Source organism: Streptomyces sp. NPDC017056 (assembly GCF_044332485.1).
In the GTDB taxonomy this organism is placed as follows: domain Bacteria; phylum Actinomycetota; class Actinomycetes; order Streptomycetales; family Streptomycetaceae; genus Streptomyces.
This window is the reverse complement of sequence record NZ_JBIRPD010000027.1, coordinates 117,655-136,500: the sequence shown is the minus strand read 5'-3', so window position 1 is coordinate 136,500 and position 18,846 is coordinate 117,655. Positions and strand designations below refer to the sequence as shown.

The following is an 18,846-nucleotide window of genomic DNA, read 5'->3' as shown; positions in this document are numbered from 1 at the left end:
TGCGGTCAAGAGGGTGTCCAACTCGGTCGTCACAACCCGATGCTGGACACCCTCCCCGCATCCGTGAACCCCGCAATCGGAACTACTCGTCTAGGCCGTCCTCTTCCGCGATCCGCGCATGAGGCTGCTGGCGCTGTCCGCTGCATTCAAGCGTTGGCAGCCGGTGGCGGGCGTCAGCGGGACGGGGTGTCGAGGGCGCGGCTGAGTGTCCAGCGGGAGACGCGCAGCTTGGCGGCGACGGCGGTTCGGGTTTGCCCGGCGCCGAGCCACGTCTCGATCGTGCGTGCTGTTGAACGAGGCGGTCTCCGACCTGGTCAATGCACACGCCCGCCTGGACATCTCGCAGGCGTGGGGCGACGGGGCCGCCGTCGCGGCGGACGGCACCCACATGGACACCTACCTCGACAACCTGCTAACCGAGACGAGCGTGCGGTACGGCAAGCCGGACGGCATCGCCTACCACCGCGTCTCGGACACCTACATCTACATCTACATCGCACTGTTCACGCACTCCATCCCGGGTGGCGCGTGGGAGGCCGTCCACATCATCGAGGGCCCGCTGATGAATGCCTCCGAGATGCAGCCGACCACGGTGCACGCGGATACGCAGGGCCAGTCCTTCCCTGCCTATGCGCTCGCCCACCTACTGGGCTTCGAGAACGTCATCGACTTCGACCTGATCGAGTCCCAGTTCCGCCACCTGACGCGGGTGGCCGCCTCCGTACGCGAAGGCACCATCTCCTCCTCCACGCTGCTCAAGCGGCTGCGTTGCGGGTCGCGCAAGAACGCCACCTACGCCACCTACGCTGCCTTCCGCGAGGTCGGCCGCGTGATCCGTACCGTCCAGCTGCTGCGCTACCTCACCGACGCGCTACTACGCAGGCGGCTGACGGCGGCGACGAACAAGGTCGAGTCGTTCAACCGGTTCGGCGAGTACAGCACCCACGAACTCGGCATCCAGCCCGACGCGTACGACACGAAGCTCGACGTCGACTACACCCCCCTACGCGAACAGGATCTGACCCCCGCCAGCCTCAGTCAGGCCGCCTGACCACCCCCACCCGAAGTCTTCTACCGCTGCCTCACCCGGCCCCCCGGAGACCAAGCGCTCCCGCCCCGCGCTTCTACTACGGTCGCATCAGACACAGGTCCTCGCCCCATGCGTCCAGCACCGCGCCGTGCCCGGCCTGCCGGACCACCGCCTCGACCTGGGCGAAGAGGCGGCGCTGTGTGGGTACGTCGCCTGTTCCTGTGATGCGGTCCGCAGCGTCGAGCAGCATTCCGGTGTCCCAGCCGGGCAGCGGGAACCGGGCAAGCTCCCATTCCAGGTACTTGTTATAGGGGCGGGGACGACGGTCCAGAGCGAAGAGCAACTCCAGCAGGGATCCGATGCTGTCGGCGGCGTCAAGCCGGGCCGCGAGCATGTGCCCGTCGCGGTCATTCTTGACCGAGCGGTAGAGAGAGTTGGCGTAGGCATCGAGCGATTCGCCCGCCTTCCGGAAGGCTTCATCGGCGTCGATCCGGGCCTTGTCCGCCAGGACCTGGGCAATGACTCCGTCGAGCCGGTCGAGCACGACCCGGGCCCGAGCAAGGGCATACCGCTCGAAGCCTGGCATTCCGACGGTGCGGAACTCGTCGAGGGAGAGGATGACGAGATCGAGTTCCGGGGTGCGGTGGCCCGTGTACCGGGTGAGGGCAGTCGTCGCGCCATCGGCGAGAACGACATACAGGTCGTGATCGGAGTGCTCAGTGGTCATCCCCTCATGAGCCCGGGAACCTTTGAGGACAAGGCCGACCACGGATGGATCAGCGACGGCGAGTTCGACAAACGCGTCGTAGGTGATGGGCTTCTGAGCAGTCATTTCGTGATCTCCGGAATCGTCATGATGGGCAAACCAATCAGGCGACCCCGAACTCATCAGGGGCGCTCCCACACCATCTGCGGCGGCACTTGGCCGTCGCCCGGAAAATCAACGCACGTGCGGACTCTACTCCCCAGCCAGACTCCCCAGTCAGCCCAGAGGTCTGAGCCTCGTTGCTCTCGTCCCGAACTGACCGATGCCTCCAAGATGTCCTCGTCGAAGACCCCAGCTGCCACAGTAAATGCCGGATGCACTGCGACAGAGCCCCTACCGCGCGCCACTCTCGCCGCCGGGGCGAGGTGTACGCATTTACTGCGGCAGTGCCGGAAGGGCGGGAGCAGCGTGACGATCGAACCGGCGCACCGGCGCCAACCGGACCAGCCCGCTGAGGCGCGAAGCCGCCCGTCTTCCCCTCAATGCGATCGACGACCCCGCGCTGCCGGAGATGCTCGCCGAGCTGGCTGCGGCGCGGGCGGACGCGATGGACGCCGACACCGTCAACCGGGAGCTGCCCATCGCCCGCAAGGCGATCGGCTGGTGGTAGCGCCAGGGCTGGATCGAGCACGATCCGACGATCAGCATCGAGCGGCGGCCGGCACCGCCCGACCGCACCAAGGCTCTCGCGGAGAACCAGATCACCGCTCTATGGCGCCTCGCCGTCGCCCTGCGGGAGAAGACGCAGCGGAAGATGCTCTACGAGTCGGCCGCCCGGGCCGACGAGGTGCTGTGCCTCAATTGTGCCTCAATGTGGAAGACCTCTACCCGCAGAGGACAAGCGAGGGAAGATCACCGCCAAGCAAGGGCGGCGCGACCGAGTGGATTCACCGGCAGATCCGGCTGCTGGCCAAGCCCCTCGACTCTCCCAACGACATCGAGGACCTGGACGGCTGGACGCTTCACAGGCACCGCCACAGTGCCCTCACGCACGACGCGGAAGACGGCACCCCCGCCCCGGTGCTGCTGGCCCGCTCCCACCGCGCATCCGTCCGTCCTCCGGCTACGAGGCGCTGACCCGGGCCCGACTCATGCACGTCAATCAGTACTACCTGCGGGCCGACACCATTGCCGCCGCGAACGCCGCGCCGATCGCCGCCCAGGCCGAGATCCCGATCGTGCAGTTCTGGGGCTCCCTGCACATCCTGGACGCCTTGCTAAACCTCGACGGCGGGGTCAAGCCGGAGATGGTGGTCACCGACAACGCCTCGTACTCCGACATGGTGTTCGGCCTGTTCAAGATCCTCGGCTACTACTTCAGTCTGCGGTCCCGCTACCTGGACGATCAGCGGTTCTGGCGGGCCACGATGCCCGCCGTCGCCACCGGCCACAACTGTGCGGTGGAGGGCCTGGCCCGCAATCGGATCAACCTGAGCAAGGTGATCACGCACTGGCCGGACCTGCTGCGCATGTTCGGCTCGTGCGGGTGGTGTGCCACGGCAAGCCCGGCACCATCCACCACGCGGACCGGGACGGGGTGGAGGACCAGCTCGGCGCGCTCGGACTGGTCCTTAACGCCATCGTGCTGTGGACGACGAAGTACATCGACGCCGCCGTCGCCCAGATGGAGGCCGAGAGCCACGAGATCCGAGACGAGGACATCGCCAGGCTCTCGCCGCTCAAGCACCGCAACCTGAACCTACTCGGCCGCTACAACTTCACCGCCTTCCTACGCCCGCTGCGCGACCCAGATGCCCCAGAGTTGGACGCAGACGACGAAGGCGGGCAGGAGTGAGTATCAGGAGCCGTTCGGATCAATCCGTGACGGGCAGGCACTCGGCGAGCAGGGCGACGATGTCACGCCAGGCCCGCTGCGCGTGCTGTGGGTGGTAGCCGACGCCGGGACGCACGGTGTGGTCGACCGATGGATGGTGGAAGGCGTGCAAGGCTCCGCCGTAGACCATGAGGCGCCAGTCGACGCCCGCAGCCTGCATCTCTGCGGTGAACGCCTCCCGTTGGGCGGGCGGCATGATCGGGTCTTCCGACCCGACCCCGGCCCATACCGGGCAGCGAATGCGTGCCGCCTCGCCCGGCCGGCCCGTGGTCAGTGCGTTGACTGTCCCAATCGCGCGCAGGTCGACACCATCGCGACCGAGTTCCAGTGCGACGGCGCCCCCGGTGCCGTAGCCGACGGCGGCGGTCCGGTCGGGGTCGGCCCGTGGTTCGGCATGCAACACGTCGAGCGCGGCGTGACCGATTTCTCGCATGCGGTCGGGGTCGGCGAGCAGCGGCATGCAACGGGCCAACATTTCCTCTGGGTCTTCCAAATAGCGTCCGCCGTGGAGGTCGAAGGCCAGCGCCACGTATCCCAGTTCGGCCAGGGCATCGGCCCGGCGGCGCTCGACGTCGCTGAGCCCCGTCCCCTCGGGTCCGATCAGGACTGCGGGCCGGCGCCCGGCACCGGCCGGGAGCGCGAGGTATCCGATCATCGTCAGGTTGTCGGCCGGGTATTCGACCGTACGGGTTGTTACCGTCGTCATACGACTGGACGGTAGAGACCGTTGCGCCCGCTGGGGGCGGTGTTCACCGATGGCAGACAGCAGCCCGTTCCGACTACATCATCCTGACGCGTTGGCTGCCTGACAGCTAGGTCGAATGCGCCCACCACAACGGGGAGCGAGATTGCCAACCTGGTCTACAAGCGGCGAGTGTCGGCGAACTGCTGACCTACGCGCGGCCGGGCGACACCGTGCACATTTCCGAGATGTTTCGCCTCGTACGCGGCACCTGGCACATCCTCGACGTGCTCGACGTCCTCAACCGCGACCGGCTCGCCCTGTGCATCCACGACGGTGCGTTCTCCGGCATGGATCTCACCGCTCGCTTCCCCGCGCACCGGTGGGCTGGGCTGCTGTCCATGGTGAAGTTCATGGTGCGGACCCTCGCGGCCGCCGGCGAACTCCAGCGAGACCTATAGCGCGAGCCGGCCTACGACTGACTGCGCGCCGCCGAGACTGAGGGCAGCAAGGACGGCCGACGCCCCGCCGTGGCGGCGACCAAGACCAACGACGTCCGCACCGCCACCAAGGAAGAGGTCCCGGCTCCGGAGCTGCCGGTCACCCTCGACATGCAGGGCAAGGTCGCCGCGGTGCCTGTCAAGTCAAATGAAACGCATGTGCTGCTGTGAACTGTGTTGCTGATGTTCACCACAGAGTTCATGCCTGAGGTGCAGGAAACAACCGATCATTCTCGAAAGAACAGTCGGTGAGTGCTTCACTTGGCGGATGGGTGCCTGATGTGGCCGGGCTGAGCGCATCAGTTGGAGGGTGGGGTGAAACTGTGCGTTCCGTGATGCCTCATGGTGTGGGGGCGGTGCCTGCCGCTGATTCGAGGTTGCGGGTCATGCGTTCGAGGACGTGGACGGCCGTGTTGTACTCGTCCGGGGAGATGCCGGTGGTGGAGAGTTTACGGAATGCGTCGACGCGCTCGGCGACGCGGGTCAGGCGCTGACGGCCGTCGGGGGTGAGGGAGAGTCGGTCCGGTGCGGGACGGGTCGCCCAGCCGTCGACGAGTACGGTGTCAATGACGGCGGTCAGCGTGGGGACGTCAGCGTTGGCGGAGAGCGCGGACCGTACTTCCGTGTCGGCGACCGGATGGGTGTCGTGAATGACGTTGAGGACTTGCCAGGCGATCCGGGTGAGCCCGACCCCTTCGAGCATGTCGTTCATGTAGCGGGTGAGGGCTTTGTCTGTGCGATTGAGCCAGTAGCCGATGGGTTTCACGATGATGCTCCTTCAGGGGCGAGGGCGGGTGTGTGCCTTGGAACGGGGATCTCACTGATTCGCCGAGATGGGGGCCGGGAGGGTGGGCCACTCCTGGCCGGCGGCCCAGTCGGCGAAGTTGTGCCAGCCGACTTCGGGGTAGTCGCGTCGCAACCCGGCGATGTCGACATCGAGGCCGACGGTGGTGAAGTACTCGAACATGGCTGCCAGGTCGGCGGATCGGGTACGGACATGGGTCAGCGGGACCTCTTGGTAGGTGATCGGCCGATGGGTGACTGCCGCGCGGGTCTCGGCGATCTGGCCTGGGGTGCATTCGTCGGAGGCGATGTCGATGTGGCGGCCGGCGAACTCGTCGCGACGTTGGAGAGCCAGCGCCGCGTATGCGCCGATGTCGGCGGCGGGGATGAGCGTGAGTGGCCGGTCGGCCGGCATGGGCCAGGCAAACGTGTTGTCGCGCAGCCCGTCGAGGGTCCAACCACTGGTGTAGTTGTCCATGAATGCCGCCGGGGCGATCACGGTCCAGGGCACGCCGGCTGTGTGGAGGTACTGCTCGACCAGGTGCTTGCTCTCGTAGTGCGGGACCGCGGTGCCACGGTCGGCGTGCGCGGCGGAGGTGAGGGCGATGTGCCCGAGGCGGGCGGCTGCCGCGGCGTCGACGAGGACCTTGCCCTGCCGGGTTTCGGTGGTGGTGTCGGTGCCGAACGGGGTGGTGACCGCGAAGAGGAGTCCGCTCCGCAGAGGGCGGCGCCGAGGGAGGCGCGGTCGTCGAAGTCGGCGTGGCGCACGTCGGCTCCCAGGTCGCGCAGGGCGTCGGCGGCGGGCGAGCCGGGGCGACGGGTGAGCGCGCGCACGTGGTGGCCTGCGGCCAGCAGGGCGCGGGCGGTGGCCCCGCCCTGGACTCCGGTGGCTCCGGTGACGGCGGCAGTGAGCATGGCCCTCCCGGCAGCTAGTATCGATGCGCGGCGCATTAACTGCGTCGCGCATCGATACTAGGTGATTATTGCTGCACCACGCAGCGGTTTGGGGTGTGATCCAGGTGACAGGCTCGCGCAGGGCCCGGCTGTACGAGGAGTTGTCGAGGGAGTCGCGCCGTTACCTGGCGGCGTATGTGCTGTTCAACCAGGCCGTCGCCGACCACCTCGGGCTGCACCCGACCGATGTGCAGTTCCTGAGCCTGCTGACGGCCGAACCCGGACCGCGCTCGGTGAAGGAGATCGCCGATATGACGGGCCTGACTACGGGCTCGGCCACACGGCTGGTGGACCGATTGGAGCGAGGGGGCTACGTGGTCCGCGCCCCCGACCAGCAGGATCGCCGCCGGGTGCTGGTCGCCCCGGTGGCTGACCGCGTCGCCCGCGTCACCGCCGTGTGGGACGACCTCGGCGAGGCATGGCGGTCACTTCTCGACGACCACACCGACGACGAACTCGAGGTGATCACCCGACACATGCGAGGGGCGTACGACCTTAGCCACGCCCAGATGCAACGCCTGAGATCTCTGCCGAAGCCGGACTGAGCCCCTCGGTGGCATCTCACTGGACCATTACAGGACCCGCGGCTTCACTCCCACCCACCAACTGAGACGGAGGGTTGTGGTTGGGCTTCGCGGCGTCGTGCGGGGTCGTTGACCCATGCCCGGGCGGGGATCTCGGGTGGTCGCGGTCGGCGGGCGAAGCGTTCGGGATGCCGCTTGTAGGCGTCGGCGAGGGTGACGGCCCGCTGGTCGCGGACCTGTTCGGCGGTGTCGAAGTGCACCGAGGCGGGGGTGTGGAAGCCGATCCCGGAGTGCCGGTGCTCATGGTTGTACTGAGCGATGAACGCGTCCAACCACTCAAGGGCGTGTGCGAGGGAATCGAACCGTTCCGGATAGTCCGGCGCGTACTTGACGGTCTTGAACTGGCTTTCCGAGTACGGATTGTCGTTGGACGTCTTCGGGCGTGAGTGGCTGCGGGTGACGCCGAGGTCGATCAGCAACTGGGAGACCTTCTTGGAGGTCATCGAGGTGCCGCGGTCGGCGTGCACGGTGGCGGGCACGATGCCGTTGCGATCGATGGTCTCCCGGATCAACTCCTCGGCGCGGTCGGACGATTCGGCCCGCTCAACGGTGTGGCCGACGATGTAGCGGGAGTGGATGTCGATGATCACGTAGGCGTGATACCAGACTCCTTTCTTCGGGCCAGCGAGGCGGGTGATGTCCCACGAGAAGACCTGCGAGGGGCCGCTCGCGACCAGTTTGGGCACTGTCCTGGGCGGGTGCGTGGCCTGGCGTCGGCGTTCTCCGTTTTGCCCGGCCTCGGCCAGGATCCGGTACATGGTGCGTACCGAGCAGTGGTAGCGGCCCTCGTGCAGCTCGCGGGCCCAGATCTGCGCGGGCGCAAGGTCCGCATAGCGGGGCTCGTTCATCAAGGCCAGCGCGGCGGCTCGCTCGCCAGCCGACAGCGCGGAGGCCGGAGTGGGCCGTGGCGCCGGGGGCGCGGCCGGCTTCGGATTCAGCCAGCGGTGGCGCGTGGCACGCGATCGCCCCGCAGTTTCTCATTCTCCGCCTCGGCGGCCGACTTCTTCGGGCGGACCAGGCTGGTGCGGCGGTCGACCAGGGCGTCCAGAGTGCCAGCGTCCCGGGCTGCCCGCCACTCCTTGATGTGCAAGTCGTACAGGCGCTCACGCCGTAGCACGGCACCCTTCTCGCCCTTCGGGGCAGCGTCGTACTCGGCGACGATCTGCAGCTTGTACTCGGACGTGAAGGTGCGGCGCTTCGGCCGGGCGGCCGGGTCTATCGCGGGGGTGTTCTGGCTGATCATGCGGGGGTGGTACTCCTGTCATGCCCGCCCAGGCTAACGATACGAATCGGGGCGTTTCGGGCCACGCTCTCACAGAGGGCCGACTTCCTCCGCGCCGCCGAACTGGAGCCCGCCGAGCGGGCCCGCGCTCGACCGGGGCGTGAGCGTACGGCGGGGCCTGGGCTGCACCCTGCGCGTCAGCACCGTCCCCGACATACGCCGTCAGGTCCTCGCCCACTGCCAGCCGCTTGACAGTGCCCAGGGCTCCCAGGGCTCCCAGGGCCGCAGCGTTAACGCCGGGTGCGGTGCCCGGTCGAAGGGGGCTGGGTGTCCGAGGCGAACCATCTCAGGGCCAGCCCCAGGCACAGCCCCAAGACCCAGGCACAGCCCCCAGCCCCAGCCCCAGACCTCGGCGGCGGCTGAGGCCTGGGCCTGCTCGATCAGCTTCGGAAGTCAACAGGCGATGGTGCCCTTGCGCAGCGCGTGGCCGTCGTTGTTGGAGTCATCGGACCAGTAGACGGGCTTGGAGCCGGCGACGCACTCGTCGGCGCCTGCCAGGGTGAAGCCTTCGTTGTTGTAGTTGGGCATACCGGTGGGGCGGTTGTAGATGGCGGTGGTGGTGAAGGCTCCGGAGGCGTCGATTTGCAGGGTGCGGTGCTGGCCGTTGCAGGTGTCGTCGCAGACGGCCCACAGGCGGGCGGCCTGGGGTTCCCACTGCAACTCCATGACGCCGTCCATGCCGCTGCTGATGGACGCGACGCGGGTGAAGGCACCGGAGTCCTGCAAGACGTAGCCGTAGATCATGCCGGTGCCCTCGACGCCGGTGAAGAACACGCCACCGCTGTGGGCGCCGTAGCGTGCCGGGTCGTAGGCGGTGCCGGTAGAGGCGTCCTTGAAGGCGGCTTTGGTCAGGTAGGTGTCGGGGACCCAGGTGATGCCTTCGAACCCGAGGTTGGAGCCGACGGGCGGCAGGTCCGCGGTGAGGTTCCACTCCTTGGTGGCGGTCAGGGCGGAGCCGGCGCCGGAGACGTCGTACTTCAGGACGGACAGGCGGCTGGTGCCGGAGGCGTCGCCGTTGCGTTCGCCGGCGACGAATACGCCGGCGGCGGGCCCGCTGCCGGTGATGGTGACGGCTTCGCTGTCGGGGCGGCCGGAGCCGCCGGGGAAGCGCAGGGCTTTGCCGGCGGCCCAGCCGTTGTTGGTGTCGGGGGCCCAGCCGCCGGAGCTGTTGCGGGTCAGGCGCCACAGCCTGCCGTTGTTCTGCGCGGCCCACATGACGTTGCCGTCCTGGTAGAGGCCGCTGAGGTCCTGCCCGAAGACGTCGGAGGCGTCGGCGGCCGTCACGTTGCTGCTGCCGGGCCACGTCACCGGTGTGGTGCTGCCCCCGCCGCCACAGTCATTGGCGGCGCCCAGGGTCACCTTGGCCGCCTTGAAGGCGCCGGTGCCGTCGGGGCAGCGCGACCACGAGGGGGCGGAGTGCTTGCTCCAAGAGAAGCTGTCGACCAGGGTTCTGCCGTCCGGTAGATACAGGCGTGCCTTGTCGTCCGAGCCCAGCCCGAACGCGTCGTGGACGTCGAAGGCGCGGGAAGTGCCCGCGGCCAGCGTGGTCCCGGAAGGGATCTTGTACTTCGAGCCGTCCTTGTCGTCCTTGAGGATCCAGCCCGAGATGTCTGTCGCCGCGGTGCCCTTGTTATACAGCTCGATCGAGTCCTCGACGTTCCCGGTGGTCACCACCTCGTTGATACGGATGTCACCGGACGGGGCCGCGTGGGCAGGAGCGGCGGTCGTCGTGCCGGCCAGCGCCGACCCGATGACGAGGAGAAGAGCGAAATCACGGTGCCGACGGCGCGTACGTATTGCGGTCACGGTTCCGTCCAGAGGTCGCGGGGGAGGGGGCGGCACGACGGTCCCGGCGCAGACCGAACGAGACGACTCCCGCCATGCAGACATCACGTGAACGCAGGCCGAAAGATTCGTGGAGGGCCGGACAGGCCACCCCGCTTCACCGCTGAGACCAGGGCAACCCCTGCGGCCCCCGCGCAGGCGGATGCGTACGGCGGCGGTTGACCTGGGGCGGGGGCCCGGGGTGCCAGGGGGCTGGGGATCGGTCTGAGATGTATGGGTGGCAGACGCGGTCACCGAGGCAGTTCGGGTGGATGTGTTATGGCTCGATCTGAATAGCAGGATGGGGGAGAGATGAGCCGATACGTGATAGTGGCGTGACACGACCGTAGTGGGCTGGCAAGGTGGCGGAGCGAGCTCGGACAGCCGCCGGCCGGCCGGCGGCACCCAGACCCATCGACCGCGAGAGGGTGTGGAACGTGGCAGAGCACACCGCATCATCAGGATCCTTCTACCGGCGCATCGACGCCGTGGTGAGGGCCAAGGGCAACGACCCCATCACGTGGATCCTCAAGGACAACTCCTACGTGCGCTACGACATCCGGGAGGACCACGGCTTCGAGGGGTACCCGAAGCGCATCGAGGGCAACTGGCCCGGTCTGGTGGACAGCTTCGGGCGCCGTATCGACGCCGCGCTCAACCGCCGGGACCAGCCGCACATCGTGTACCTCTTCAAGGACAGCCAGTACGTCCGCTACGACCTGGACTCCGACAAGGTGGAGCCGGGCTACCCGCTCAGCATCGCCGAGGCGTGGACCGGGCTGCCGCCGGACTTCCAGCTCGGTGTCGACGCGGCGGTCAACCACCAGAGCGACCCCAACGTCAGCTGGTTCTTCAAGGACGACCTGTACGTGCGCTACGACGTCCCCAACGACAAGCTGCTGGGCGGGCCGACGCCCATCCTGCGCGGCTGGCGCGGGCTGCCGGACAACTTCTCGCGTGGTATCGACGCCGCCGTCAACTCGGTGCTCGACACGGACAAGGTCTACCTGTTCAAGGACGACCAGTACGTCCGGTACGACCTGGTCAGCGACCGGACAGACAACGGCTACCCGCTGCCGATCGAAGGGAACTGGAACTTCTTCGCATGAGCCGGGCGGCATGACGCGCACGGCAGTACGGCGCCCCGTCCGGCTCGTTCCGACGCTGTTGGCGAATTCGGGGGCGGCGCTACTCGGCCCCGCTGAGCATCGGCTCGGCGGGGCCGAGCGCTGCGAAGTGGCTGGTGCGCGTGGAGGCTCGTGGTGTGTCGGTGAGGTGAGCGTCGATGCGGGCGAGATTGATCGCAGCGCCAATGAGCTGGTGCTGGAGGCTGGTCTTGGGCAAACCCCGGTAGCGGGATCTGCGAAGGCCGCAGCGGTTCACGCCCTGGGAGAAGGTGCCTTCGACCCCGGCGCGGATCTTGTAGCGCTCCTTCCACTCTTCGGTCTGCTGTAGGGCGCGGGCCTGCTGGAGTTCCTGGTGGGCCTGCTTCGGCCGCAGGGTGATGGCCCGGCCCTTGGCCTTCAGGGCCGGGACGCAGTCGTGCACGACGGGACATGGCCGGCAGTCACGCACGGGGAACTGAGCCCGGACCACCGCGAGACCGTGCTGGGAGCGGTCTTCCCGCCAGCTGGTGCTGGTGCGCCCGTTGGGGCAGGTCACACGTTGGTTGTCCCAGTCGACGGTGAAGGCGTCCTGGCCGTAGGCGGCTCTTGTTCGGGCCTGTGAGTTGGTCACCGACTTGAGCGGTCCGTGCAGTGCGACGCCGTGATCACGGGCGTCCGTCATGGCTGCGGCGTTGGCGTATCCGGTGTCGACCCAGTGCTCGCGCGGAAGCAGGCCCCGCTCGGCCAACCCTGCCTGGACGACTGCCGCCATTCGGTCGTCGGAGACGGTGGCGGCGGTGGTGACCACGTTTGTGATCAGGTTCGGGGCGTCCGGCTCGCAAGTCTCGGTGAGATGGACCTTGTAACCGTGCCAGAGGGTGTCGCGTTTGACGCTGTCACGCGCTTCGATGTCATAGGGAGTGACCAGGCGCATCGCCCCCGGCGGCCGGTCTTTTGGGCCCCGGCGCATCACCTCGCCGTCGACCAGGTGGAAGTCCTGAACCCACATCTGCCGCAGGATCTCGACCTCCGGCAGATCCCGAGAGCTTCGGGCGCCGCCGGTGAGAGAACGGCCTCAAGCAGCCGCGTCCCGTCCCTGCCGATCCGCAGGCCCACCTCGTCCCGCTTCGTGCGGGCCTGGGGAAACCGGGAGTCCTCGGCCCTCGTCGAGTAGTGCTTGAACCAGTCCGGCTCAGCGATGTCAACCAGCCAGCCGGGGGCCGCCTTGGCCAGCGCGTTCAATGCCGACCGCAGTGTCTCTGCGACCTTCTCCAGCCAGCACAGCTCACGGGCCGCGGACAGCACGTGCGTGGAGTCGGTGCGGGCCCGGCCCGCGCTCTTGAGCAGCCGTTTCTCCCGGGCCGCGGCCAAGATCCCATCCAGAACCCGCCGCCCGGCCTCAGCCTCGATCAGACGGTCTCGGAACTCCGACAGGACCGAAAAATCGAAGCCCGGATCATCAAGTTCCAGCCCGAGCGCGTACTTGAAGTCAATCCTTGCCCGCACCGCCTCCGCAGCCTGCCGGTCGGTCAGCCCCTCCACGAACTGCAACACCAGCACGAGTGCCAGTCGGCCCGGCGACCAGGCGGGTTTTCCCCGCGCCGGGAACAGATCCGCGAACTGCGCGTCGGTGAACAGCACACCCAGCTCGTCCCGGGCCCGGATCGCCAGGCTCCCCTTCGGGAACGCGGCCCGCGCCACCCGCACTGTCTCCGCCGGGATCTCGCCCGGCCCGCTCGGCTGCATCGACACCCGCACCCACCCCATACGACAACGTCGGCCTTCAAGACCACAACCGGGTCTTGGAGGCCGACGTCACGCGCGCCCCCGAATTCGCCAACAGCGTCGGCTCGTTCCGGGCGGGGCGCTGCGAATGGATGACGCCCGTTGCCGGCGCAATCCCATCACGATTCGTAGTCAGGCGTTCTGCGGAGCTGGACCTGTCGCGTCACCGCCACCTGGAACTACAACGCCTCATGACACAACTGATCGCGGCCCTTTGCTTGTTACGCCAATCATATGGTCGGGTGCGAAAGCGAAGGGGGCAGTCGAACCCGAACCGGAGTTCTAGCTACTGCCCAGCGCGGATACCAGGCTGGCCACCGTGACGGTGTTGAAGACGAAGGCGATGACCGTGTTCGCCGCCACCGTCCGGCGCATTTCCCGCGAGATCACGTCGACGTCGGTGGTGCCGAACGTCGTCATCGCCGACAAGGCGAAGTAGACGTAATCGGCCCAGGCCGGGGGACTCCCGCCGGGGAAGTCGAGAGCCTGCTCGTTCTCTACGAGGTTGTCGGCTTGGAAGGTGACCGCGAAAGCCACCACCACGCAGATCCAGGCGACGACGACAAGAGCGAGAGCCACCAGCGTGCGCGGAAGGGCGGAGAACGCGGAACTGACGTGACCGGGAAGCCACACCACCGCCACCATCAGCGCGGCAGCCGCGATGAAAAGCGACACGCCCGGCCCGGGCGCGGTACCGAGTACGTAGCGCTGCATGAACGTGCCGCGAGCTTCGCGGTGCGCCCAGGAGCGGACTTGTTCCGGAGCGACGTTCACGAAGACGGTCAAGGTGATTGCGAGGTAGGGGAGCAGGTAGGCGAAAAGTACGAGCACGCCGACATCTATCGCCGAGATCCGCACCACGCTGTCGTTGGGGAGGACAACTGCCGCGCACACCGCGATAACCATCCCCACCGCCGTTCGACGGCCTTCGGAAAGCCAACGATGCACAGGCGATCCTCTCTGGATGGTCATCGTGAGACGGGCGGCGGTGAATGGACAGGCTCCGGCCGATGCTATGAGTGCTCCGGCCCCTGGTAGGGGAATTTCAGGGCGTGTCTTCGGTGGCGACCGAACTCGCCTCTCACCCGCGGTCGGGTGATGCAGTACGCCATTCCTGAGGAACTCAAGTCCGACTACGGCCTGCGCTCCTAGCAGACGCGCGATCAGCGCTGGGTGAGGGCGGCGGTCAGGCGTCGCCGTTGAGCATGGCGGCGGTCAGGACGTTGCCGGCGACGCCCCAGCCGCCGTCGGCGACCTCGTCGACCAGTACGACGGTGGTGGGGCGAGCCCGCTCGCCGTAAATCTCCGCGTACAGGTCGGTGGTGCGCTCGACAATCTTCTTCTTGTCCTCGGCGGTGACAGTGCCAGCGGGGACCTTGAAGTGGGCGAAAGGCATGAGTGTTTCTCCTTGTGCGGGTTTCTTGCGTGGGTTTCTTGCGTGAGTTTCTTCCGTGGTGTGGAAGCGCCTGTCGGGGAAGGGGGGTTACCCGGACGATGTTGTAGGCCATCCCCGTGACATCGTGCCCGGGAGGGAAGATGCTGCTCGGTGCATTGCCAGGGCCCGTACGGTGAGGTTCCCGAAGCCGTTGGAGGGGCCGGTGATCGCCACGATGTTGGGCTGCGTTCTCACACCAGGCCGCCGTTGGCCCGCAGGACCTGGCCATTCACCCAGTGCCCCGCCGGGCTGGTGAGGAAGGCGACCACCTGGGCGATGTCTTCCGGGGAGCCCAGCCGCTCCAGGGGCGGGGCCTTGGCGAGCTGGTCGATCTGCGCGGGCGTCTTGCCTTCGAGGAACAGGTCCGTGCCTGTGGGGCCGGGGGCGACGGTGTTCACGGTGATGTCCCGCCCGCGCAGCTCGCGGGCGAGGATCAGCGTGAGCGACTCGACGGCCGCCTTGCTCGCCGCGTATGCGCCGTAAGCAGGGAACTGGGTGCCGACCACGGAGGTCGAGAACCCCACGAATGAGCCGCCCGCGCGCAGTCGCCGGGCGGCCTGCTGAGCGACGACGAAGGCGCCACGGATGTTGGTACGGTGCACGGCGTCGAGCTCTGCCAGGTCGAGGTCGGCGATCGGCGACAGAGCGAGTCGTCCGGCGCAGTTCACTACGGCATCCACGCCGCCGAACTCCTGCTCCGCCCGGTCGAACAAGGCGGCCACCGCGTGCTCGTCCGCCACGTCCGCCTGCACGCAGACCGCCCGCCCGCCTGCGGAGGTGATCGCCGCCACGGTCTCCTCGGCCGCAGCCGCGTCGCGGGTGTAGTTCACCACGACGGTCAGGCCGTCCAGGGCGAGCTGGAGGGAGACCGCCCGGCCGATGCCGCGTGAACCGCCGGTGACGACGGCAACCCGCCCGGACGCCGGAGAAGGGCTTCGAGTGGAAGAAGGGTCGGGAGTGGGAGTGGGAGAAGGACTGGGAGTGGAAGCGGGGAAAGGACTGGGAGCGGAGGTGGGAGTGGGAGTGGGGATGGGTGGTTCGAAGTCATGTCCTCCACGATGCGCGGCGCCGGTCGGCGGAACCAGGGGATGTCATCCCCTGGGTCGGTAGCCCGGCCGGACGCAGAATGGCAGGCATGGGTTCTGTGAGATACACCGAGCTGGGGGCGTTCCTGCGCTCGCGGCGTGCACGCATCCGCCCGGCGGACGTGGGGCTTCCGCACGGGCCTCGCCGCCGGGTGCCGGGGCTGCGCCGCGATGAGGTCGCCCAGCTCGCCGGCGCATCGGTGGACTACTACAACGAACTCGAACGCGGCGCCGGATCCCAGCCCTCCGAGCAGATGATCGCCGCACTGGCACGGGCCCTGCGCCTGACCGCTGACGAGCGCGACTACCTCTACCGCCTGGCCGACCGCCCGGTGCCTGCGCCCGGCGGGCCCGCCTCGCACGTCCACCCCGGCATGTTCGATCTGCTCACCCGCCTGACGTCGACACCCGCACAGGTCATCACCGACCTGCACGTCACCCTCGTACAGAACCCGCTGGCGGTGGCGCTGCTCGGAGACCACTCCGGCCTGCAGGGCGCCCGCGCCAGCTTCATATACCGGTGGTTCACCGAACCCGATGCCCGGCGGTTGTACCCCGAAGCCGACCATGCGGGCCAGTCCCGGTCCTTCGTCGCCGACCTGCGGGCGGCCGCCGCCAGGCGGGATGCCAAAGACACCGAAGCCAGCTCGATGATCAGCGCGCTGCTCGGCGCGTCCCGCGAGTTCGCCGCCCTGTGGGCCGACCACGATGTGGCGTTCCGGCGCGGCGACCGCAAACGCCTCAACCACCCCACACTCGGCCTGGTCGAGGTCAACTGCCTGAACTTGTTCAGTGAGGACGGCCGGCAGCGGCTGCTCTGGTTCACCCCCGCAGTCGGCACTGACAGCGCCGACCTCCTCGCCCTGCTCGCCGTCCTCGGTACCCAAGAGGTCACCGGCCAGGCACGCTGACAGCCCCCGAGGTTGAGCCCGTTCGCGCTGGGCGACGTGAGTGCGGCACGCGGAGGATCCGTACGACGTGGAGATTCGTGTGATCCGTAAGTTCGCTGAGGAGAACGGCTGCGAGGTGGTGGTTGAGCGTTTGCTGGGTGTGGTCCCGAGGGTGATGCCCGGATGCGTTGGCGGCCTGATCCTGTACTGACCTCGGTCGGTGCAACCTACTGCGCGTGAGTCGCCGGTTGGCCAACCCGACGACTCACGCTATTGACTCGGCAACGAGTTGCCCCCCCGGACGGGGCGGGGTGTATGCGTTCTTCTAGTCGTAGTGAATCTTGCCGTCCTCGTCGAGGCGCGGGTGCATCTGGCACGGTGTCTGGCTGTTGGTGTCGGACGGGCGTGGGCCTTCGGGCCCGTCAGGGCCCCAGCGCAGCAGCCGGCGAACGCGGCAGATCCGGTGCACGGTGCCGCGGACCTCGACCTGGTTGGCGTGCTCGGACCGGAGCCGGTCGGCGGCCTGGGCGTACTCGGCCAGTTCTCCGGCCGCGGGGTCGGTGCCCTCGGCAGCCACCGTACGGGCGTCGACGTCCCTGCCGTCGGCATCCATGGGAATGAGTCCGCGCAGGCGTGGCTGGAGCCAGGTCAGGGCAAAATCCAGCGACCTGCGGGCTCCGTGGGCACTGGCATGCAAACCCCCGCCTGTTTGCCAGCCGGGGCCGCTTTTCTCCACGGTTCTGAAAGTCGTGGGCAGCAGCATGACGTCGGGATGGGTCTCCACCGCCCGATGGGAGTCAGTGCGTACGGATTCGGGGAACCGGTCGCCGATATAGGCCAGGCTGCGCAACGCCAGTCGCTCCGCTGCCTGGGTTGGTGTGACCGGCGCCTCCGGGTCCAGAACCAAGCCGTCGTCGAATGTCTCCTTGGCGCTGCGGCTCCAGTCGGGCACGGCGGGTTCAGGGTCGGTCGGGCGGGGTTGCTCGATGCCGCCGGGCCCCATGCCCGCGTACTCCTCGGCGCGCACGATCCGGTAGCGGGTGCCGAGTACGGTGAGGTTGTCGACGCATTCGGTCTCCAGCCGGGCGACCGCCGCCAACAGGGCGCGCCGTTCCTCGCGGTCCTGGGCTTCGTCCTTCGCCCGGTACCACAGGAAGGAGTTGAGGCTGTCCCGGGCCTGCTGCGGACAGCCGGCTTCCACCGCGGTCACCACCCGCCACTGCGGTGCCTGCCCGGCGTCCTGTGCGACCACTCCGAACAGCGGGCCTCGTACGAGTATCGTCGCGGTACCCAGTGCGGCGTCGAGTGCGTCGGCCTCCATGACCGCCTCCACCGGGTCCTCCGGATGCCTCACCGCGATCGGCCGCATCCGGCCCCGACTCATATGCTCATGGCCCATGTCCTCATCCTGCCGACTACAGCGGGTGCTCGACATGGTTTTCCTGATTCCTCACCCCTGTCCCGCGCCGCGCGCTATTGGCTACACAAGGCCAGACTGCAACACGGGCGCACCGCAATGCCCGGCTCTGCGGATGCCAGTTCCATTTCAGTACGCGCGTTCATCTCCGGGCGCGTAGGACAGGCCCTCGGCATCGGAGCGCCCGCTGCGTTGGCCCTTACCTGTACGGATCCCCTCCGAGATGGCCTGCCCGCGCCGCGCCTTGCCCGTGAGCAAGCCGTTCGCCAGTGGGAAATTACGGCGCTTCTTCGACGGCCTTCTCGCCTTCTCTGCCTCGATGCTGAAACCGGGCGGGTTCGACGATCACCCGCAATACCGCCGTCAGGTGAGACTTTCGTACACCGCCCTGCGCCAGCGCGTCGGCTCCGGTTCGCGGGCCGGCACGCACCCCGGCAGCAGCTCCCGGCGCTAGGAAACACTGGACAAAACCTTCGCCAGTTCCGCAACCCCCGCCCGTGGCACAACTGGGGAGCGCGTGGTATCACACCGCGCTATGGCAAGCGGAATACACGCCCCCGGCGTACTGCACCTCGCCATGAGCGAATCATTGTGATGATGCTCTGATCGCTCCTACGGTTGCGGCGCGGCGACAACCGCTCGCGGGAGCGAAGACGCAAATGTTTTCGCATTTCGTCGGCCCGGTCCCGTGATCCGCGTTATTCCAAGGGAAAAGGAGTGCGACCATGACGTACGAGCGCCCCACACTCACCAAGGTCGGCGGCTTCCGTAAGGTGACGGGCGTCAAGAACACCGGCCCCAAGGACGTTCTCGGCGGCAAGCAACTCCTCTGACGCGACCGGTGCGGAACCGTTGAGCGGAGCCGTTGAGCGGATCCGTACCGTGCCTC

Annotated in this window: 19 protein-coding genes and 3 pseudogenes; 9 read left to right on the top strand and 13 right to left on the bottom strand. The window is 67.9% G+C overall.

Annotated features, from left to right (window positions below; translation table 11 throughout):
* Positions 1 to 283: 283 nt before the first annotated feature.
* Positions 284 to 1,051 carry a Tn3 family transposase gene (locus ACH4OW_RS35365; RefSeq protein ID WP_398032334.1) on the top strand — a complete coding sequence of 256 codons (768 nt, stop codon included), beginning with the start codon at positions 284 to 286 and terminating at the stop codon, positions 1,049 to 1,051.
* Positions 1,052 to 1,127: 76 nt separating this feature from the next.
* Here ACH4OW_RS35365 and ACH4OW_RS35360 read toward each other — a convergent pair whose 3' ends face one another.
* Positions 1,128 to 1,862 (bottom strand): hypothetical protein, encoded by a 735-nt coding sequence (locus ACH4OW_RS35360; protein WP_398032331.1) that lies wholly within the window; start codon positions 1,860 to 1,862, stop codon positions 1,128 to 1,130.
* Between the two features lie 968 nt (positions 1,863 to 2,830).
* Between ACH4OW_RS35360 and ACH4OW_RS35355 the strand changes: the two are divergent.
* A pseudogene (locus ACH4OW_RS35355) lies at positions 2,831 to 3,591 on the top strand (Tn3 family transposase); the annotation flags it as partial.
* 19 nt (positions 3,592 to 3,610) lie between these two features.
* On the opposite strand, the gene ACH4OW_RS35350 reads toward ACH4OW_RS35355, so the two are convergent.
* Positions 3,611 to 4,336, bottom strand: a complete 726-nt coding sequence (locus ACH4OW_RS35350; protein WP_398032328.1) for a dienelactone hydrolase family protein — start codon at positions 4,334 to 4,336, stop codon at positions 3,611 to 3,613.
* A 224-nt stretch (positions 4,337 to 4,560) separates the two neighbouring features.
* Here ACH4OW_RS35350 and ACH4OW_RS35345 point away from each other — a divergent pair, with 224 nt between their 5' ends.
* On the top strand, positions 4,561 to 4,773 hold the full coding sequence (locus ACH4OW_RS35345; RefSeq protein ID WP_398032327.1) for a hypothetical protein: 213 nt from the start codon (positions 4,561 to 4,563) through the stop codon (positions 4,771 to 4,773).
* A gap of 69 nt (positions 4,774 to 4,842) precedes the next feature.
* Complete coding sequence (locus tag ACH4OW_RS35340; protein WP_360141018.1) at positions 4,843 to 4,983, top strand: hypothetical protein; 141 nt, start codon at positions 4,843 to 4,845, stop codon at positions 4,981 to 4,983.
* Positions 4,984 to 5,152: 169 nt separating this feature from the next.
* Here ACH4OW_RS35340 and ACH4OW_RS35335 read toward each other — a convergent pair whose 3' ends face one another.
* The 3 genes and pseudogenes from ACH4OW_RS35335 to ACH4OW_RS35325 all read right to left on the bottom strand — a co-directional run.
* Positions 5,153 to 5,578, bottom strand: coding sequence for a MarR family winged helix-turn-helix transcriptional regulator (locus tag ACH4OW_RS35335; protein WP_398032324.1), 426 nt, complete (start codon positions 5,576 to 5,578; stop codon positions 5,153 to 5,155).
* A 51-nt stretch (positions 5,579 to 5,629) separates the two neighbouring features.
* Positions 5,630 to 6,316 (bottom strand): NmrA family NAD(P)-binding protein, encoded by a 687-nt coding sequence (locus ACH4OW_RS35330; RefSeq protein ID WP_398032345.1) that lies wholly within the window; start codon positions 6,314 to 6,316, stop codon positions 5,630 to 5,632.
* A gap of 47 nt (positions 6,317 to 6,363) precedes the next feature.
* Positions 6,364 to 6,510 (bottom strand): annotated as a pseudogene (locus ACH4OW_RS35325) (NmrA family NAD(P)-binding protein); the annotation flags it as partial.
* A 104-nt stretch (positions 6,511 to 6,614) separates the two neighbouring features.
* On the opposite strand from ACH4OW_RS35325, the gene ACH4OW_RS35320 reads away from it, so the two are divergent.
* Entirely contained in the window at positions 6,615 to 7,094 is a 480-nt protein-coding gene (locus ACH4OW_RS35320; RefSeq protein ID WP_398032342.1) for a MarR family winged helix-turn-helix transcriptional regulator, read from the top strand.
* Between the two features lie 44 nt (positions 7,095 to 7,138).
* Here the strand turns inward: ACH4OW_RS35320 and ACH4OW_RS35315 are convergent, their stop codons facing one another.
* The 3 genes from ACH4OW_RS35315 to ACH4OW_RS35305 form a co-directional block, all read right to left on the bottom strand.
* Positions 7,139 to 7,981, bottom strand: coding sequence for a transposase (locus ACH4OW_RS35315; protein ID WP_398032322.1), 843 nt, complete (start codon positions 7,979 to 7,981; stop codon positions 7,139 to 7,141).
* 86 nt (positions 7,982 to 8,067) lie between these two features.
* Entirely contained in the window at positions 8,068 to 8,376 is a 309-nt protein-coding gene (locus tag ACH4OW_RS35310) for a hypothetical protein (RefSeq protein ID WP_398032319.1), read from the bottom strand.
* A gap of 432 nt (positions 8,377 to 8,808) precedes the next feature.
* Entirely contained in the window at positions 8,809 to 10,221 is a 1,413-nt protein-coding gene (locus ACH4OW_RS35305; RefSeq protein WP_398032317.1) for a lamin tail domain-containing protein, read from the bottom strand.
* A 455-nt stretch (positions 10,222 to 10,676) separates the two neighbouring features.
* On the opposite strand from ACH4OW_RS35305, the gene ACH4OW_RS35300 reads away from it, so the two are divergent.
* The gene (locus ACH4OW_RS35300) at positions 10,677 to 11,348 is read left to right on the top strand and encodes a hemopexin repeat-containing protein (RefSeq protein ID WP_398032315.1); all 672 of its coding nucleotides are present in this window, start codon (positions 10,677 to 10,679) and stop codon (positions 11,346 to 11,348) included.
* 79 nt (positions 11,349 to 11,427) lie between these two features.
* Here the strand turns inward: ACH4OW_RS35300 and ACH4OW_RS35295 are convergent.
* The 4 genes and pseudogenes from ACH4OW_RS35295 to ACH4OW_RS35280 all read right to left on the bottom strand — a co-directional run bounded on the left by ACH4OW_RS35295 (position 11,428) and on the right by ACH4OW_RS35280 (position 15,596).
* Positions 11,428 to 13,097: pseudogene (locus ACH4OW_RS35295) on the bottom strand (IS1182 family transposase).
* Positions 13,098 to 13,412: 315 nt separating this feature from the next.
* Complete coding sequence (locus tag ACH4OW_RS35290; protein WP_398032313.1) at positions 13,413 to 14,102, bottom strand: DUF1345 domain-containing protein; 690 nt, start codon at positions 14,100 to 14,102, stop codon at positions 13,413 to 13,415.
* Positions 14,103 to 14,316: 214 nt separating this feature from the next.
* Positions 14,317 to 14,526 carry a 4-oxalocrotonate tautomerase family protein gene (locus tag ACH4OW_RS35285; RefSeq protein WP_003985135.1) on the bottom strand — a complete coding sequence of 70 codons (210 nt, stop codon included), beginning with the start codon at positions 14,524 to 14,526 and terminating at the stop codon, positions 14,317 to 14,319.
* Positions 14,527 to 14,756: 230 nt separating this feature from the next.
* Positions 14,757 to 15,596 (bottom strand): SDR family oxidoreductase, encoded by an 840-nt coding sequence (locus ACH4OW_RS35280; RefSeq protein WP_398032339.1) that lies wholly within the window; start codon positions 15,594 to 15,596, stop codon positions 14,757 to 14,759.
* Positions 15,597 to 15,691: 95 nt separating this feature from the next.
* On the opposite strand from ACH4OW_RS35280, the gene ACH4OW_RS35275 reads away from it, so the two are divergent.
* The gene (locus tag ACH4OW_RS35275) at positions 15,692 to 16,561 is read left to right on the top strand and encodes a helix-turn-helix transcriptional regulator (protein WP_398032311.1); all 870 of its coding nucleotides are present in this window, start codon (positions 15,692 to 15,694) and stop codon (positions 16,559 to 16,561) included.
* Between the two features lie 304 nt (positions 16,562 to 16,865).
* Here the strand turns inward: ACH4OW_RS35275 and ACH4OW_RS35270 are convergent, their stop codons facing one another.
* Complete coding sequence (locus tag ACH4OW_RS35270; RefSeq protein WP_398032308.1) at positions 16,866 to 17,939, bottom strand: DUF5954 family protein; 1,074 nt, start codon at positions 17,937 to 17,939, stop codon at positions 16,866 to 16,868.
* A 268-nt stretch (positions 17,940 to 18,207) separates the two neighbouring features.
* Here ACH4OW_RS35270 and ACH4OW_RS35265 point away from each other — a divergent pair, with 268 nt between their 5' ends.
* Positions 18,208 to 18,411 carry a hypothetical protein gene (locus tag ACH4OW_RS35265; protein WP_398032307.1) on the top strand — a complete coding sequence of 68 codons (204 nt, stop codon included), beginning with the start codon at positions 18,208 to 18,210 and terminating at the stop codon, positions 18,409 to 18,411.
* A 271-nt stretch (positions 18,412 to 18,682) separates the two neighbouring features.
* Positions 18,683 to 18,790, top strand: coding sequence for a keywimysin-related RiPP (locus ACH4OW_RS35260; protein WP_242577869.1), 108 nt, complete (start codon positions 18,683 to 18,685; stop codon positions 18,788 to 18,790).
* Positions 18,791 to 18,846 lie beyond the last annotated feature (56 nt).

What these genes read in the sequence shown, in the direction of transcription:
- ACH4OW_RS35360 (WP_398032331.1), bottom strand. Translation starts at nt 1,862, where the DNA reads ATGACTGCTCAGAAGCCCATCACCTACGACGCGTTTGTCGAACTCGCC.
- ACH4OW_RS35350 (WP_398032328.1), bottom strand. Translation starts at nt 4,336, where the DNA reads ATGACGACGGTAACAACCCGTACGGTCGAATACCCGGCCGACAACCTG.
- ACH4OW_RS35345 (WP_398032327.1), top strand. Translation starts at nt 4,561, where the DNA reads ATGTTTCGCCTCGTACGCGGCACCTGGCACATCCTCGACGTGCTCGAC.
- ACH4OW_RS35315 (WP_398032322.1), bottom strand. Translation starts at nt 7,981, where the DNA reads ATGAACGAGCCCCGCTATGCGGACCTTGCGCCCGCGCAGATCTGGGCC.
- ACH4OW_RS35310 (WP_398032319.1), bottom strand. Translation starts at nt 8,376, where the DNA reads ATGATCAGCCAGAACACCCCCGCGATAGACCCGGCCGCCCGGCCGAAG.
- ACH4OW_RS35290 (WP_398032313.1), bottom strand. Translation starts at nt 14,102, where the DNA reads ATGACCATCCAGAGAGGATCGCCTGTGCATCGTTGGCTTTCCGAAGGC.
- ACH4OW_RS35285 (WP_003985135.1), bottom strand. Translation starts at nt 14,526, where the DNA reads ATGCCTTTCGCCCACTTCAAGGTCCCCGCTGGCACTGTCACCGCCGAG.
- ACH4OW_RS35275 (WP_398032311.1), top strand. Translation starts at nt 15,692, where the DNA reads ATGGCAGGCATGGGTTCTGTGAGATACACCGAGCTGGGGGCGTTCCTG.
- ACH4OW_RS35270 (WP_398032308.1), bottom strand. Translation starts at nt 17,939, where the DNA reads ATGGGCCATGAGCATATGAGTCGGGGCCGGATGCGGCCGATCGCGGTG.
- ACH4OW_RS35260 (WP_242577869.1), top strand. Translation starts at nt 18,683, where the DNA reads ATGACGTACGAGCGCCCCACACTCACCAAGGTCGGCGGCTTCCGTAAG.